14 protein-coding genes are annotated in these 14,599 nt (G+C 53.6%); 6 read left to right on the forward strand and 8 right to left on the reverse strand.

Annotated features, from left to right (window positions below):
• Nucleotides 1–2: 2 nt before the first annotated feature.
• Nucleotides 3–1,919 carry a molybdopterin-dependent oxidoreductase gene (locus tag A0127_RS01505; protein ID WP_062387055.1) on the reverse strand — a complete coding sequence of 639 codons (1,917 nt, stop codon included), beginning with the start codon at nt 1,917–1,919 and terminating at the stop codon, nt 3–5.
• 169 nt (nt 1,920–2,088) lie between these two features.
• On the opposite strand from A0127_RS01505, the gene A0127_RS01510 reads away from it, so the two are divergent.
• The gene (locus A0127_RS01510; RefSeq protein WP_331710450.1) at nt 2,089–2,727 is read left to right on the forward strand and encodes a YiiX/YebB-like N1pC/P60 family cysteine hydrolase; all 639 of its coding nucleotides are present in this window, start codon (nt 2,089–2,091) and stop codon (nt 2,725–2,727) included.
• A 23-nt stretch (nt 2,728–2,750) separates the two neighbouring features.
• On the opposite strand, the gene A0127_RS01515 is transcribed toward A0127_RS01510, so the two are convergent.
• Genes A0127_RS01515 through cobB form a run of 5 tightly spaced genes read right to left on the reverse strand, consistent with a single transcriptional unit; the run spans nt 2,751 to nt 5,942 of the window.
• A complete protein-coding gene (locus tag A0127_RS01515; RefSeq protein WP_062387061.1) occupies nt 2,751–3,212 on the reverse strand; it encodes a COG2426 family protein in 462 nt (153 codons plus the stop codon).
• Nucleotides 3,196–3,852: a phosphatase PAP2 family protein gene (locus A0127_RS01520; RefSeq protein WP_062387065.1), complete on the reverse strand. Its 657-nt coding sequence runs from the start codon at nt 3,850–3,852 to the stop codon at nt 3,196–3,198. Before A0127_RS01520 ends, A0127_RS01515 begins: the two co-directional genes overlap by 17 nt.
• A gap of 13 nt (nt 3,853–3,865) precedes the next feature.
• Nucleotides 3,866–4,447 (reverse strand): ASCH domain-containing protein, encoded by a 582-nt coding sequence (locus A0127_RS01525; RefSeq protein ID WP_062387068.1) that lies wholly within the window; start codon nt 4,445–4,447, stop codon nt 3,866–3,868.
• Nucleotides 4,404–5,132 carry a TIGR02253 family HAD-type hydrolase gene (locus A0127_RS01530; protein ID WP_062387070.1) on the reverse strand — a complete coding sequence of 243 codons (729 nt, stop codon included), beginning with the start codon at nt 5,130–5,132 and terminating at the stop codon, nt 4,404–4,406. Before A0127_RS01530 ends, A0127_RS01525 begins: the two co-directional genes overlap by 44 nt.
• Before the next feature lie 36 nt (nt 5,133–5,168).
• Nucleotides 5,169–5,942, reverse strand: coding sequence for an NAD-dependent protein deacetylase (gene cobB / locus A0127_RS01535; RefSeq protein WP_062387074.1), 774 nt, complete (start codon nt 5,940–5,942; stop codon nt 5,169–5,171).
• Nucleotides 5,943–6,091: 149 nt separating this feature from the next.
• On the opposite strand from cobB, the gene A0127_RS01540 reads away from it, so the two are divergent.
• The 3 genes from A0127_RS01540 (at nt 6,092) to A0127_RS01550 (ending at nt 10,134) form a co-directional block, all read left to right on the forward strand.
• Complete coding sequence (locus A0127_RS01540) at nt 6,092–7,276, forward strand: aromatic amino acid transport family protein (protein ID WP_062387077.1); 1,185 nt, start codon at nt 6,092–6,094, stop codon at nt 7,274–7,276.
• Between the two features lie 53 nt (nt 7,277–7,329).
• Nucleotides 7,330–8,331, forward strand: a complete 1,002-nt coding sequence (gene gyaR / locus A0127_RS01545) for a glyoxylate reductase (RefSeq protein WP_062387081.1) — start codon at nt 7,330–7,332, stop codon at nt 8,329–8,331.
• 78 nt (nt 8,332–8,409) lie between these two features.
• Nucleotides 8,410–10,134 carry a MutS-related protein gene (locus A0127_RS01550; RefSeq protein WP_062390808.1) on the forward strand — a complete coding sequence of 575 codons (1,725 nt, stop codon included), beginning with the start codon at nt 8,410–8,412 and terminating at the stop codon, nt 10,132–10,134.
• Here the strand turns inward: A0127_RS01550 and A0127_RS01555 are convergent.
• Nucleotides 10,127–10,792, reverse strand: a complete 666-nt coding sequence (locus tag A0127_RS01555; protein WP_062387084.1) for a Kae1-associated kinase Bud32 — start codon at nt 10,790–10,792, stop codon at nt 10,127–10,129. The genes A0127_RS01550 and A0127_RS01555 overlap by 8 nt on opposite strands.
• 175 nt (nt 10,793–10,967) lie before the next feature.
• Here A0127_RS01555 and thsB point away from each other — a divergent pair, with 175 nt between their 5' ends.
• Nucleotides 10,968–12,614 (forward strand): thermosome subunit beta, encoded by a 1,647-nt coding sequence (gene thsB / locus A0127_RS01560; protein ID WP_062387087.1) that lies wholly within the window; start codon nt 10,968–10,970, stop codon nt 12,612–12,614.
• A 136-nt stretch (nt 12,615–12,750) separates the two neighbouring features.
• Nucleotides 12,751–13,623, forward strand: a complete 873-nt coding sequence (locus A0127_RS01565) for a zinc metalloprotease HtpX (RefSeq protein ID WP_062387090.1) — start codon at nt 12,751–12,753, stop codon at nt 13,621–13,623.
• A 61-nt stretch (nt 13,624–13,684) separates the two neighbouring features.
• Here the strand turns inward: A0127_RS01565 and A0127_RS01570 are convergent, their stop codons facing one another.
• Nucleotides 13,685–14,464, reverse strand: coding sequence for an SDR family oxidoreductase (locus A0127_RS01570; RefSeq protein WP_062390810.1), 780 nt, complete (start codon nt 14,462–14,464; stop codon nt 13,685–13,687).
• Nucleotides 14,465–14,599: the final 135 nt, after the last annotated feature.

The raw sequence follows: 14,599 nt of genomic DNA on the forward strand, positions 1-14,599 counted from the left end.
TTTTACTTCGCTTTTCTTACATCCACCCACGTCGAATGGTACGCCGAGCCGTTTCCGTAGCCCTCAACAGTCTCGTCTGCAGTAAGGAAGTTTGCATTCCATCCGAGGAGCCTAATCCAGAAGGCCTTGTAGAGGAGGACGACTCCCCTCGGCACATTCTCGGTGAGCTTTACGGTGGTCGTTATCCTCCCCCTGTCGTTGAAGACCTCAACATCGTCGCCGTCCTTTATTCCCCTCTCCTCAGCGTCGGCGGGGTTCATGTAGAGGTTGGGGTCAATCATCCCGTAGGTGTTGTGATACTGGCTCGTTATCGTCATGCGGTAGGTAGGCGTTAGGAGCTTTAGGGGATACTTGCCTTCCCTCTTCCTGTACTCCGGGAACGGAGAGAGACCGCGCTCAACGGCTCGCTGGGAGTAGAACTCTATCTTTCCGCTCGGCGTCTCCCATCTGCGTGGCTTTTCAGGAACTCTGATAAAGCCCTTTCTCCTCAGCTCATCCCAGCTCAGGCCGTTGAGTTCGAGGATTTTCCTTATCACTTCTTCGTCGCTCTCGTAAAGATAGGGGTTCTCGATACCGAGAGCCTTTGCGAGTAGCCTCGTTACTTCACTGTTGGACTTGCCGTATAGCCTCACAACTGGCTCGTTCAAGGCAACGTAGCGGTGGTAGTAGCTGTCAGCTATGTCGGGCCGCTCGAAGAACGTGTTCGCAGGAAGAACAACGTCAGAGTAGAGAGCAGTGTCGGTCAAAAAAATGTCGTGAGTAACCACGAAAACGTCGCTCTCCTTTAGAGCTTTCCTGATCCGGTCCTGGTTTGGCAGGCTCGCGAGCGGATTCGAGTTGTAGATGTAGAGGAACTTTATCTCACCCTTCTCAATGTACTCAGCCAGCTTCATCTGGGGAATCCTTTTGACAGGCTTGGTTCTGAGAAATTCTCCTTCAGCGTAGCTCTTGTCTATCGTCTTCATGTCGTAGATAAAGCCAAAGGGGTGGCCGACGAGCGCAGGAAGAATAGCTATCGCCCTTACAGCTTCACCGCCAGAGAGGGAGCGCTGGAAGCCGTAGCCTATGTGGATTACCCCCCTCTTCTCGGCGAAACCGAAGGCAAAGTTTTCAATCTCTTCAAGCGGAAGTCCTGTTTTTTTAACCACATAATTGAGTGATAGTCTTTTTACATAATTCTTGAATTCTTCAAAGCCGTAGACGTTTTCCCTTATAAAGTCTCTCTCATAGAGCTCGTTCTCGATTATCAGCTTTGCAATGCCCAGCGCGAAGAGGACATCTGTCTCGGGCTTTATCTGGAAAAACCTATGAGAGCGCTTGGCTGTTTCAGTTCTTACCACATCCACTGTCCAAGTCTCAAGGCCGTAGCGCTTTGCCAGCATGAAGCCGTGAAGGTTGGTCCAGAAAGGGTTGACGCCCCAGTAGACTATTAGCTTCTGCTTCCTCAGATCCTCCGGGTCTAGACCCACGGCGGTCCCATAGACATCCCTAAGTGCTTCCTGTCCCGCCCTATCGCATATTCCATAGTCGAGCATGGCGGTATTGAGATAGTGGAAGAGCCTCAGCGGAAAGGCATAATTTACAACGCCCCTGTCACCGGCGTACTGATAAACGAGGACACTCTCGCTTCCATACTCTTCTATCGTTTCCCTGAGCTTATTGGCTATGATGTTTATTGCCTTGTCCCAGCTTACTTCTCTGAACTCCTCACTTCCTCTCTCTCCGATGCGTATCAGGGGGTTTTTCAGTCTCTCAGGATAGTGGAACCACTTCGGCAGGAGAGCACCCTTGGGGCAGAGGAAGCCGGCTGTTATCGGGTGCTCTGGATTTCCCCTCACTGATAACTTTCCGTCCCTGAACTCGCTCAACATTGAACAGGTGTCGTAGCAGTCCCGCATGCAGACGCTGAACTTCGGCATGGTAGAGAATGAACACAGTAGTTCAAATATTTTTTGCTCAAAAAGACTCAGCTAATCAATGTCCATAGTCGATGGCCAGAAAGTATTCACAGTCACATATTGTTTCATTGAATCTCTCCCATTCCGCGAACGAATAACAGTGGAAAATGAAAACCTTTATTAGACATCAATGAACGTTATTGATGATCAACTGCATGGGGGAATTGAGATGAAGAGAGCAGCTGGAATCCTGACAGCCATTGTTTTTGTAATGGCCCTCTTTATGCACCCCGTAGCTGCAAGCAGTAGCAAGGGAGATGCCAACTACTACCACCCGTACCCAACAAACATAATACCGGGAGATATCGTCATTGGCCACAACCCGGTTAGCTCAATAGTTATCCCCGGCTACTGGACCCACACGGGGATCGTTGCCTACTATGACGATTACGCCGGCGACTGGGTCGTCATAGAAGCCTGGGACGACCCGAGCGCAGTAAGGATGGTGTATCTAAGAGACTTCATGAAGAGGTATGACACCTTCGCAGTCCTCCGCGTTGCAACAACCGACGACATCAGGTGGAACGCTGTCGTTTTCGCCTATTACCAGCTCGGAAAACCCTATGACTGGGGATGGTACACAAAAGAGGTCTACGGCGACTCCTACTACTGCTCCGAACTTGTCTGGGCCGCGTACATGGCGGCCAGCGGGGGCACCGTTGACCTCGATGCCAACCCCGGATGGACGCTTAAATATCTCAACGGCGTCGCCCCTCAGGAAATCTACGACGACGATGACACCTATGTCGTCTACTACGACTCTGCATAATCCTTTTCTTTACTTCTCTTTTCTCACTTTAAAAGTCCGAGGGCGGGTCCTACTGTTATTCCCATGCTCAGAAGACCACCCAGTATGAGAGCAGGGACTGTCTGCCTCTTCTCAATACCGAACAGGTAAGCCGCTAGGGCCCCGGTCCACACACCAGTTCCGGGCAATGGAACTGCAACGAAAACAGTAAGGCCTATAAACCCCCACTTCTCAACGTAGGGATGGGCCTTCTTTCTTGCCCTTTCGACATAGTAGAGATACAGGCGGGCAATCTTCCTAAAAGGGGTCTCCTCAAGCCAGAGCATTAGCCTGTCTATCAGCGGGAGAAGAGCTGGTAGAACAATGGACAGGATCAGAACCCCGAAAGCTGCCGCCAGGAGAGTTCCCCATAGCGGGTATCCCCTCCCAATTCCATAGACTATGGCGTAGCGTCCCTCAAAGGTGGGAACCAACGAGAGCAGGAAGACCTCAAGGAGACTGTTCAACGTCAAACACCTCCAGCCTCAGTGATTTTACGACCTTCCTGTAAATCAGAAGCCAGCGTGGCGCTGTAACGTCTAGGAGCAGGTAAGCCCAGGGGCCCAGCAGAAGGCTGAACAGGACGTCACCGAACCAGTGAACACGAAGAATAAGCCTCGTAAGGGCGATTCCAACGGCGTAGGCCCACCAGAGCGGGGCATACCTTGGAAAGCGTTCCTGAAGGTAGGAAGCGAGAACCGAGGCCCTAGCGGTATGGCCCGAGGGGAAGGCAAAGTAGTCAACGTTCTTGAGGGCGAGGAGAAGGGGGAGCGAAAGCTCCTCCTCACCAGGTCGGGGTGTCTGTAAAAGGGCCTTCAGGAGGGCGACAGTCATAAGGACCAGTACCGCCGAGAGGATAAACTTGAGGGTCGTGTACGAGAGGTGCCTCCTCTCCCGAATGTCGAGGATAATGAAGAAGATAGCAATAAGGGCAAAGAACACCATTTCCGCGGTATCCGTGAGGATTCTAACCCCAGGTGAAGACGAAGCGGGAAGATGGGCATCCACGTAGGTGTTCACCCCATCCATGAGGCCCATAACCTGAAGGGCCAAGATAAGGAGCAGGAATCCAGTTAGAGCACCTAGAACTGCTGGTTTTCTGTTCATCCCCTATGCCTCCTCAGATTAGTCCTTCCGCATAGAGCTGGTGATAAGCCTTCAGGAGCGCGTTCTGCACCCTCTTTGGTCCGAATGTCCTCACAGCCCTTCCAAGTCCCTCGTTGTAAATCCTGCGCAGTATGAAGTCAGCCTCCCTGTTGAGGTTCAGCTTTTCCTGGTTTTCGAGGTAGAGGCGTGCTATCTCCTCAGGTTCGCGGTAGTTTAACCCCTTAAGCCACTTGAGCGGGATTCCGTCCTCAAAGCGCTTAACCACCTCAAAGCCTATTATGGTAACTTCATCGTCACCGTGAAGCTCTCCGTATATTTTTGAGAGCTCACGGAGGAGCTCTTTAACGTCCGAAAAGCCGTCCAGTTTGGCGTCTTCGTTCGTGAGCTCCCTGACTTTCTTCTTTTCCACTTTGGTTATCCTCACCTTGGCAACGGCGGTATCGCTCGGCGTTATTACCAGATAGACCTCGCTCCCTGGCTTCGCCTCGTAGTCGCCGTAGCGGATCGTGGTGACTTTATCGCCCCGCAGTATGCGGGATTTATAGGCCGAGTCAATCAGCATGAACTTCCGTATCTGAACTGACTTTCTCCTCATTGTTTAACCCCCTGATTATCTTAAGAAGGTCTTCAAGCCTTTCTATAGTGAAATCAGCGTACTCGACGTACTCCATCTCCTTGTCTCTGTACTTGCCGTACCGGAACCATACCGTGACCATCCCAACGTTTTTGGCACCGTAAATGTCCGAGTAGAGACGATCTCCAACCATGACTGCCTCTTCCGGCTTTACATCGAGCTTTTTGAGGGCCTTCAGGAATATCTTCGGGTGGGGCTTCTTAACTCCGAGGTAGTCGGAGATGAAGACCTCGTCAAAGTACTCATCCAGCTCCAGCCGGAGTATCTTCTCCCACTGCTTTATCGGGTCGCCGTCGGTCACGACAGCCACCTTATAACCCTCGCGTTTAAGCTCGAGCAGAACCCTCCTAGAGTTCTTCACGCTTCTTAGATAGGCAAACTTCGTGTTGTGGTAGGCTATCACACCCGCGGCTACCCACTTCGGGTTCTGGGGAAGGTCAAGCCTTCTGAGCAGGTAGTCAAAGTGCCTGCCGAAGTTGCTCCCGTACTCGTTTATCAGCTCAAGGAGCTCGTTGTAAGCGGTATTGAAATCAACGGGAAGCCCGTGCCTCACCATATTCTCAACGGCGTTCTTTCTCGCGAGCTCGGCAAGTTTTGTTGTATCCACAAGGGTATCGTCAAGATCAAAGAGGACAGCCTTAATCATAACCGCTCCCCCACATTCTCTACGGGATACGAGTATTTAACCGTAGTGATTCCCGCTTGCTAAGATGTCTTTAACCCGCTCTAGAAGCTTGGGCATGACCTCGCCGGCCTTTCCCCTGATGAAAACATCCGCTATTGGGGTTATCCCGCTCCTTTCAACGTTGATCTCGATGACCTTCCCACCGCGCTCCTTTACGATGTAGGGGATGTACGCCGCTGGATAAACGACGCCGCTCGTCCCTATCACGAGAACGACGTCGGCACGCTCAGCCAGGGAGAACGCCTCCTCAAGCGCTTCCCTCGGCAGAGGCTCGCCGAACCACACAACGTCGGGCCTCAAAAGGGAGCCGCACTTCGGGCATTTGGGCAGCTCTTTTTCCCGGACGAACTCGAAGACCCTGCCACTCTCTTTTAGGTTCTCCCGGTAGGAACATGAAACGCACCTGACGCGGAAGATGTTGCCGTGAAGCTCGACTACCTTTCTGCTCCCAGCTTCCCTGTGGAGGTCGTCAACGTTCTGGGTTATCACCGCTTTGAGGACGCCCATATTTTCAAGCTCTGCAAGGGCCTTATGAGCGGGATTTGGCTCCGCCTCCAGAATCTTCCTCATCCTCCATTTGTAGAACTCCCAGACGAGGTGCGGGTCCCTCTTAAAAGCCTCTGGTGTGGCGAGTTCTTCGGCTCGGTACGTCTTCCAGAGGCCGTTCCTGCCGCGGAACGTTGGAATGCCGCTTTCAGCGCTTATGCCGGCTCCAGTAAAGGCTATGGCAAACCTCGCCCTTGCAAGGAGCTTTGCAGCATGCCCCAGCATGGTCAATGGTTGGATTCGCCCTTTTAAAAAGTTCCTCCCAACAGGTACGGCATAGCCATGGTTGTGTCGAATTATATTAGAAGGAGATTTCACTATTTCGAGCGTGGCTTTATATAATGTATCCATCCGTTCATTCTGGAGGTGAGAGGTTGCCGGTTTCAGATGGTGTTGAGAGAAAGAAGGTCCCAACCTCAAGCGGGCGGTACTATTCAATGAGGATAGCCGCCCAGCGCAGGAAGAAAATCATGCTCATTCAGGGCCTCAGGCGGAAAAAGGGAACCCACGGGCTGAGGACAAGCCCGATAAGGATTGAGAAAGCACACATAACGAAGGGAGAAGTGCTGGCTATACTCGTTGGAACGCAGATAGGAGCCGGGGTTCTTGGACTGCCGTACGCCGCCAGCAAGGTCGGCCTTATACCCGCGCTCGGAGTCCTCATGGGGGTCATGTTCCTGATGCTCTGGACTGCGATGATCGTCCTTAAGTTCTCCGCCAAAATGGGCGGGGCGCAGATGAGCACAGCGGCCCAGAGGGTCCTCGGAAGGGCCGGCGGCTGGCTCATGTACCTCAGCATATCCCTAATGAGCTTCGGTGCGGTGCTTGCCTACGTAGCAGGTATGGGGAACGTAATTTCAAGCCTGTTTGGAGTGAGCGATACGGTGGGAGCGGCAGTATTCTGGGTTCTGGCTTCAATAGTCGTCTACAAAGGCCTAGAGGCGAGCGGAAAGACCGAGCTGGCCATGAGCTTCGTCATGCTCTTCCTCTTCATAGCGGTGACGGCAATGATACTGCCCCATGCGAAGCTTGAGAAGGGTCTCTACGTTGACCTCTCGGGCCTGTGGAGCATCACTGGTGTTGCAATCTTCGCCCTCGGCTGCCACACGGTCATTCCTGACGTTTACAAGGGGCTGGGAAGCTACGAGGAGACCAAAAAGGTAGTGGTGTGGGCCTTCGTAATCCCGACGGTAATCTACGCGATATTCATGGCGACCTTCCTGCTCGTCTTCGGAAGGGATACACCACAGATGGCTACCCAGGGCCTGGAACTCCTCTACGGAAAGTTGGGATGGCTCATCGGAAACCTGATACCGCTCCTCGCCATAACAACAAGCTACATCGGCATCTCGCTGGCCCAGCAGAGCAACAACGAGGAGTTCGTTAAGCTCAAGAGACCCGTTGCGTGGGCTCTGACTGTAATACCCCCGGCCATCGTCTACTTCGCAGGCGTCAGAAACTTCGCCGACGTTCTTGCCCTCGCGGGGGACACGGGAGACATGCTCGCCTTCATAGTGCTCCCAATCCTGATGCTGGTGGTTCACAAAGTAAAGCACTAAAAGTGAGCGCTTCGTTTTTATTCCCTTTTTCGAAGTGTTAAACGGTGATGGACATGAAGCCTAAGGTTTTCATAACCCGTGCCATTCCCGAGAACGGCATCGCGATATTGAAGGAGCACTTTGAGGTTGAGGTATGGCCTGAAGAGCGTGAGATACCCAGGGAGGTTCTACTCGAGAAGGTCAGGGATGTTGATGCTCTCGTGACCATGCTCAGCGAGAGGATTGACAGTGAGGTCTTCGACGCCGCTCCAAGGCTGAGGATAGTCGCCAACTACGCGGTCGGCTACGACAACATAGACGTCGAAGAGGCCACAAGGAGGGGCATCTACGTCACCAACACGCCCGACGTCCTGACCGACGCCACTGCTGACTTTGCCTGGACGCTCCTCCTAGCAACGGCCAGGGGGCTGATAGAGGCCGACAACTTCACTCGCTCCGGAGAGTGGAAGAGGAGAGGAATTGCCTGGCATCCACGCTGGTTCCTGGGTTACGACGTTTACGGAAAGACGATCGGAATAGTCGGCTTCGGAAGAATCGGTCAGGCAGTTGCTAGGCGCGCAAGGGGGTTTGGCATGAGAATCCTCTACTACTCTAGGAGCAGAAAACCAGATGCAGAGAAGGAGCTTGGGGCTGAGTTCAAACCTCTGGATGAGCTGTTGAGGGAGAGCGACTTCGTTGTCCTGGCAGTGCCACTGACGAAGGAAACTCAGTATATGATAAACGAGGAAAGGTTGAGGCTCATGAAGAAGACCGCCATACTGGTGAACATAGCGCGCGGCAAGGTCGTGGATACAAAAGCCCTCATAAAGGCCTTGAAAGAGGGGTGGATCGCTGGGGCTGGCCTCGACGTCTATGAGGAGGAGCCCTACTACAACGAGGAGCTGTTCAGCCTGAAGAACGTCGTTCTGGCGCCGCACATAGGGAGCGCGACGTACGGAGCCAGGGAGGGCATGGCGGAGCTGGTCGCGAGAAACCTCATAGCGTTCAAGAACGGCGAGGTGCCGCCGACTCTCGTGAACAAGGAAGTCGTGAAGGTTAGAAAACCCGGCTTCTGAACCCTTCGCCCCTTTCTTACATTGACCATCCGACCGGTCAGGTCAGTTTTATAAGGACTGATGCTCATCTTCTTCGGTATGGCGCTGAAGCTCAACCCGGAAGCCAGGGCGGTTTACAGGGATATAGCATCTCAAATCAAGTCCAGGTTAGTCCTCAAAGAGAGCTCCGAATACCTTGAGAACTTTTCCCCAACTAACGACCGCGGGGAGATATTGAAGAGGCAGGAATACCTGAGAGAGGCCCTTAAAAGAGTTAAACCAGGCATTAGGGAGTTAATAGAGAGGGCCAGACCCATCCGCTTCACTCGCGACTACCTGCACGACAGGGTTCTCCTCGTTGATGAGTCAGAGCTGGAAGCCGCTAGGAGGCTCGGCCTCTGCGACGTGACGACCAATCCAGAGGAGGCCGAAGGCTACCCGCTCGTCCTGAGTACGATCGGCTACGGCATCGACGTAGAGCTTCTGCCATCGCAGGTCGCTCCAGAGCTCTACATCATTCCTCTCTGGGAGAACAGAGAGACGCTCAAGGCCCTTGAGGAGATAGGGGAGCTGACCGGCGAGGGCAGCGTTGCCGGCGAGATTCTCGAACACCTGGCACCCTTCGGGGAGGTCGTTGAGAAGGAAAAGCTTCTAGGATCTCTGGATGAACTCATAGCCGAGAAGGAGAGGGCGCTGAACGAGAGGATAGAGGAGAAGCTTGAGAAGTTCAGCCTCACCCTCACTGGAAGAGACCTCGTGAAGTTCCTGAACGAGCTGAGGGAGGGCAACTACGAGGCCATTTTCTCTCACTTCCGCGAAATTGAAGGGGAAATCCTTGACATGATAAACGAGGCCGAGAGCGAGCTTTCAAAGGTTCTTGGCCTTCACGTGGAGCTTTTCTCGCGCGAGGAGCTTTACCCGGTCAGAGTCCCGCCAGAGGTCGTTGAGAGTCTGAGAACCGAGCTTGAGCGGGAGCTGAAGGTCGAGGTTTACATGAAGGCGAGGGGGATAGCGGAAAAGGTGAGACCGCTCCTTCCAAAGCTCAGGGAGGAGCTTTCAAAAATCAGGGAGCTCGACTTCCTCCAGGCGGTGAAGGCATTCACGGAGGGCTTCACCTTTCCAGAGATAGCTGAAAGAGGGATAGCCTTTCTGAACGGGCAACACCTCTTCATAGAGAACCCGCAGCCGGTTAGCTACATTGTCGGAGAAAAGTCAGAGTGGTTCAACGTTCCAGACGCAGAGAACGTGATGGGTGAGAACGTCGTTATCCTAACTGGAGCCAACAGCGGTGGAAAGACGAGCCTGCTAGAGCTGATAACTCAGATTTCCATTCTTGCCCACATGGGCTTTCCTGTTCCTGCCGAGAGGGCCCGCGTCGGAGTCCTCGACGAGCTGTTCTTCTTCAGGCGGAAGAGGAGCGTCTACGGCGCCGGTGCCTTTGAGACTGCCCTCAGGTCGTTTGTGAGGTCTCTCCGCGGAAAGGGGAACAAGCTCATTCTCATAGACGAGTTTGAAGCAATCACAGAGCCGGGAGCGGCCGTCAAGATAATCGGCGAGCTGTTGAAGGTCGCCCACGATAAGGGCTTTCACGTGGTTATAGTCTCCCACCTGGGGGAAGACCTCAAGAAGGAACTGCCCTTCGCGAGGGTTGACGGGATAGAGGCGAAGGGCCTTGACGAAAACCTGAACCTCATAGTGGACAGACAGCCTGTATTCGGAAGGCTCGGAAGGAGCACGCCCGAGCTGATCGTCGAGAGGCTAGCGAGAAAGGCCAGAGGTGCAGAAAAGGAGATATACAAGAGGATCCTGAGGAAGTTCAGGTGATCCAGCTCCTCTCCCTGTACCTACCCCTGCTCTCTATCTCCCTCATCTTCTCCTCGACCTCTTTCCTGGCTTCCTCGCCGAGAACCTCTGCATAGCCCTCAAGGACGGCTTCAAAGCCCCTCTCGAACCAGGTGTAGTGGGTGCTCTCCATCGCCCTCCTGAGGAGGTGAAGGTCAACGCCCCTGGCTTCAAGGGTCGAGTCGAAGTCAGCTAAACCGAAGTCTATCAGGTAAACTTTTCCCTCTCTGAATATCATGTTCGAGGTCGTTAAATCTCCATGCACTATTCCAGCCTTGTGTAACTTCCCAATCTGCCTCCCGACCTCGCGGCACAGCTCAAGCCTCTCTTCCATCGGGACGCTCTCAAGGAGCTCCTTGAGCCTCTGTCCCTCTATGTACTCCATCACGAGCTTCATGTCCCCCAGGTCAACCTCGTAAACGTGGGGACAGTTGACGCCGAACTCCTTTGCCCTGTGGAGAATTCTCGCTTCCCTAACGGTTCTCTCCTTCCTCAGCTTCACGTCTATCTCCTTGATCCTATACCTCTTCGGAATCCTGTGCTTTACGATGACTCTTTCTTTGAGCAGGGGAACGCCGAAGACCTCCTCAAAGCTCGCCTCGTATATCTTCGCCTCGGCCCCCTGGGCTATTAGCTTCACCCTATCACCCACTGTTAATGGGCCTTCAACGTTTTAGTTCTTTCCTCTGCTTTTTGGAATTTATTCGTCATTTATTCAATTTTAAACAATTTTTATGAACTTTTTGACCCAAAAGCTTTTATAGAGCACTAACGAAGCGTTTCTGCAAAAAGCAATTCGATAGGAGGAATGTTAAATGGCACAGCTTAGTGGACAGCCGGTTGTTATTCTGCCTGAGGGGACTCAGAGGTACGTTGGTAGGGACGCCCAGAGGCTGAACATTCTTGCCGCGAGAATCATCGCCGAGACTGTCAGGACAACCCTCGGCCCGAAGGGAATGGATAAAATGCTCGTCGACAGCCTCGGCGACATAGTTGTCACGAACGATGGCGCTACGATCCTCGACAAGATCGACCTCCAGCACCCGGCTGCTAAGATGATGGTTGAGGTTGCTAAGACTCAGGATAAGGAGGCTGGTGATGGTACTACTACTGCTGTCGTCATCGCTGGCGAGCTTCTCAGGAAGGCTGAGGAACTCTTAGACCAGAACATTCACCCGAGCATAATCATTAAAGGTTACGCCCTCGCCGCTGAAAAAGCCCAGGAAATACTCGACGAGATAGCCATAAAGGTTGACCCGGACGACGAGGAGACCCTCCTCAAGATCGCCGCCACTTCAATCACCGGAAAGAACGCCGAGAGCCACAAGGAGCTCCTTGCTAAGCTTGCCGTCGAGGCCGTCAAGCAGGTCGCCGAGAAGAAGGACGGAAAGTACCTCGTTGACCTCGACAACATCAAGTTCGAGAAGAAGGCCGGCGAGGGCGTTGAGGAGAGCGAGCTCGTCCGTGGCGTCGTCATCGACAAGGAGGTCGTCCACCCGAGGATGCCGAAGAGGGTCGAGAACGCTAAGATCGCCCTCATCAACGAGGCCCTTGAGGTTAAGAAGACTGAAACAGATGCGAAGATCAACATAACCAGCCCCGACCAGCTCATGAGCTTCCTTGAACAGGAGGAGAAGATGCTCAAGGACATGGTCGACCACATCGCCCAGACAGGTGCGAACGTCGTCTTCGTTCAGAAGGGTATTGATGACCTTGCCCAGCACTACCTGGCCAAGTACGGCATAATGGCGGTCAGGAGAGTCAAGAAGAGCGACATGGAGAAGCTCGCCAAGGCCACTGGAGCTAAGATCGTCACCAATGTGAAGGATCTCACCCCAGAAGACCTCGGCTACGCTGAGGTCGTTGAGGAGAGGAAGCTCGCCGGCGAGAACATGATCTTCGTTGAGGGCTGCAAGAACCCGAAGGCCGTCACCATCCTCATCCGCGGTGGAACCGAGCACGTCATTGACGAGGTCGAGAGGGCCCTCGAAGATGCTGTCAAGGTCGTCAAGGACGTCATGGAGGACGGTGCCGTTCTTCCGGCTGGTGGCGCTCCGGAGATCGAGCTCGCCATCAGGCTCGACGAGTACGCCAAGCAGGTCGGTGGCAAGGAGGCCCTCGCCATAGAGAACTTCGCAGAGGCCCTCAAGATAATCCCTAAGACCCTCGCTGAAAACGCTGGTCTTGACACCGTTGAGATGCTCGTCAAGGTAATCAGCGAACACAAGAACAGGGGCCTTGGCATCGGCATAGACGTCTTCGCCGGTGAGCCTGCCGACATGCTCGAACGTGGAATCATTGCTCCTCTAAGAGTCACCAAGCAGGCCATCAAGAGCGCCAGCGAAGCAGCTATAATGATCCTCAGGATCGACGACGTCATCGCCGCAAAGCCCTCCAAGAATGAGGGCAACCAGGGCGGCGGAATGCCGGGCGGAATGGGCGGCATGGACATGGGCATGTGATGCCTCTCTCACTTCTCTTTTCCCTCCAGCAGGAATTATAAGTCTAAAGTAAAAACTTCTGCACAGAGGCCGGCAATTAATACTAGACCAAAGCTTTTAATACCAGATTGTTATTTTAGTCTGGAGGTGAGAGGGCATGGGACTTGTGATGTGGCTGAGAACCGGAGTGCTCATGGCGATCCTCACTGGCCTGCTAATGGGGATAGGTTACCTCTTCGGCGGACCGAATGTGGCGTTCATAATGTTCCTGTTCTCAATGTTCTTCAACTTCATAACATACTGGTACAGCGACAGGATAGTGCTGAGCTGGTACAACGCAAGGATAGTTGATGAGTACGAAGCCCCAGAGCTGTACGCGATAGTGAGAGACCTCGCCCAGAGGGCCGGCCTTCCAACGCCCAGAGTGGCAATAATCCCAAGCGAGACCCCCAACGCCTTCGCAACCGGAAGGAACCCAAAGCACGCCGTAGTGGCCGTAACCCAGGGACTGCTCAGGATACTCAACCGGGACGAGCTTGAGGGAGTCATAGGGCACGAACTGACCCACATAAAGAACAGGGACATACTAATAGGGACTGTGGCAGCTGCAATGGCCGGCGCGATAATGCAGCTCGCCTACTGGGCCCGCTGGATAGCAATATTCGGCGGCTTCGGAAGAGACAGGGACGATAGCGGAGACATCATAGGTGCAATACTAGTGGCGGTCTTGGCTCCAATAGCGGCGATGCTCATCCAGGCGGCGATAAGCAGGTCAAGGGAGTTCTTAGCGGATGAAGGCGGTGCGAGGATAAGCGGTAAGCCGCACGCATTGGCGAGCGCGCTGATGAAGATAGAGCAGGCCGTCCGCTATAGACCGATGAAGGACGGTAACCCTGCAACTGCCCACATGTTCATCGTGAACCCGTTCAGGGGCATGAGCATAGCGAACCTCTTCTCAACCCATCCGCCGACCGAGGCGAGAATAGAGAGGCTCAGGAAGATAGCGGAGGAGATGGGGATTTACTTCTGAGTCAGTTTCTCTATCTCTTCTAACCCTTTTTGGTGTGTTGAGGAAAATGTAAACTATTCCGTCAGATGTCCACCGCCCTCGTCATTGCCCCGTCTATAACGACCGTCGAGCCGAGCATGTATTCGGCTTCCTTGCTCAGCAGGAAAGCCACCAGCGAGCCAAGCTCCTCCCACCTGCCCGTCCTATGGAGGGGCGTCCTCGAGAGGACTTCCTTCTCCCAGGTCTCCTCGAAGAATTCTCCTCTTTCATCAGCCAGCTTTCTCAGGTTCTCCCTCGCTCCCGGCGTGTCGAAGCTTCCCAACAATACCGAATAAGCCCGAATGCCGTACTTCCCATAGGTTCTTGAAACACTCTTCGCCAGCTGGATTAGTCCTGCTCTCGTCACGTCCGCCAAAACAAGGGGTGGCATAGGCTCCTTCACCGAGACCGAGTTGAGGTAAATTAAAGTTCCCTTCATCTTCTTCTCAAGCCAGGTTTGAACCAAGAGCGTGGTCAGGTATCCTGGTGCAACCGAGTGAAGTGCGGCCGCCTCAAGCCAGTCCATATACTCTGCCTCGTGGAGGAAGCAGGGCTCACACCTCACGTTGCCGGCGTTCCAGATTAGGGTATCAATTCCGCCGAGGAGTTCCCAGGAAGTTTTTACAAGGTTCTCCAGCTCCCGCTGGTCGTATAGGTTCGCCCTTACAGCGTAAACTTCCCCAACTTCTTCGAGCTCTTTCTTTGCCCTTTTGAGATTCTCAAGGTTCCTAGAGCTGATGACAACCCTTGCGTTCCTCTTCAAGAGTTCGCGCGCGACGTTGAAGCCTATTCCCCGCGATGAGGCCGTCACGATGATCCTCATTCCCTCTAGGTCTATCTCCACGCTCATGGAGTATCCTTGGAAATAGCAGTTAATAACCTTGTCTTTCCGACGAATTAGGCTTTCCGAATTTGAGGAGTTTTCGCCGTTTGTACAAGCTTTTCACGAAAAGTGCCT

The organism is Thermococcus peptonophilus, assembly GCF_001592435.1.
In the GTDB taxonomy this organism is placed as follows: Archaea; Methanobacteriota_B; Thermococci; order Thermococcales; family Thermococcaceae; genus Thermococcus; species Thermococcus peptonophilus.